Annotated in this window: 1 protein-coding gene; it reads right to left on the bottom strand. The window is 33.9% G+C overall.

Features of this window, described 5'->3' with window-relative positions:
- Positions 1-270 precede the first annotated feature (270 nt).
- The coding region (locus tag ABY905_RS17335) for a PQQ-binding-like beta-propeller repeat protein (RefSeq protein WP_372646168.1) at positions 271-1,401 on the bottom strand (1,131 nt) is incomplete at its 5' end.

Consider the following 1,401-nt stretch of genomic DNA (forward strand, 5'->3'; position numbering starts at 1 on the left):
AAAATTTGGTTGCCAATCTATTTTATCGGATAATTTATCAAAATCATAGTCATCAGAGTCAACGCATGATTTAAATGGCATAGTCAAGAAACAAAACAGGACTAGCAAAATGGGGATTGGGAGTTTCTTTTTCATATAGATGATGGTTTGTGTCGTTTTAGATTATGATACTATTAGCAATTGTCCGCAAAAGTAGATATCCTTTTCCAAACATAATCGCATATTTTGTATTTTTTTCACATCAAAATATACGCTTTTTAGCCCTTATAATTACAATTTCACGGAATAATTCAGCAGGAAGTTACGATCATCACATGCAAATAAATAGAAGCCTTTTTGTGTTCCTTTTGAAAAGGCAATTGAAAATGCAGTGTTTCCCTTTAAAGGAAAGCCTTTGTGATTAACACCATTGGTATTGATGAGATGTAACTCATTGTCATGTTTTAAACAAATTCCAATCTCGCACTTATTTCTAGAAAATCGATAAACTGCTGGAGCTTGAGAAATAGTCGATGAGAATTCTTTTTCTAAAATCAGACTCCCATTCGTTTCGTATACATGCAACATATTCTGGTCGCTGATGATATATTCAGATGAACCATCAGCATCAATATCTCTGGCTACAAAATGATGATCACTATCTAAACTAGTTATATTTTTAGTCTCAACATTTCCATTCATATAGAAATATTGGATATTTCCTTCTCTATCGGTAGTAACCAATCTATCTAGATTCTTAGAATTAGCACTCTCAAAGTAGAAAATATTGTTCTTCGATTTAGCAATCTGCTTCTTTGGTTTTAAACGAATTTGCCCTTTTCTATTAAGGATATAAACGCGATACTCATCAGCAAAAACGATATAGTCCTTCCCCTTAATCCTAAAGTGCTGCACTTCGCTTATGATAGGGTTTTCAGCCTTTTTAAACTTCCACCCATCGAGTATTTCACCATCTTTAGAATAGGCATATACTTTTTTATTTTTACCTGGGACAAAGAATCTATAATTTCTATTATTGCTGTAATCAAAAACAGAGAGCCCTCTAGCAGCCTTTGAACGCAATAGAATAGGATATTTACCTACATCTTTCCCATTTCGATCGATTAGATATAATTTGTCTTGGGTAACAAACACATATTGTAACTTGTTATTTCTTAACCAGTCGACCTGACTAACCTCACCTACTATTGAAGAAGACAACGGCCTTTTCCATAATATTCGACCTGAAGCTGGATTGATAAGATAAAGCTGGTTGTTTAGATCCTGAACCAAAATTTCCTTCTCCTTAGTGTAATGGTTTTCAACTAAGAATGGCTTGTGGACAAAGGCTGTATCAAGACGTGATTCCCAAACTGTTTGTGGTGCCAATTCCAAAACAGGGTTGTATTTTACAAAGATATT

Origin of the sequence: Ancylomarina sp., assembly GCF_041555295.1 — a bacterium.
In the GTDB taxonomy this organism is placed as follows: domain Bacteria; phylum Bacteroidota; class Bacteroidia; order Bacteroidales; family Marinifilaceae; genus Ancylomarina.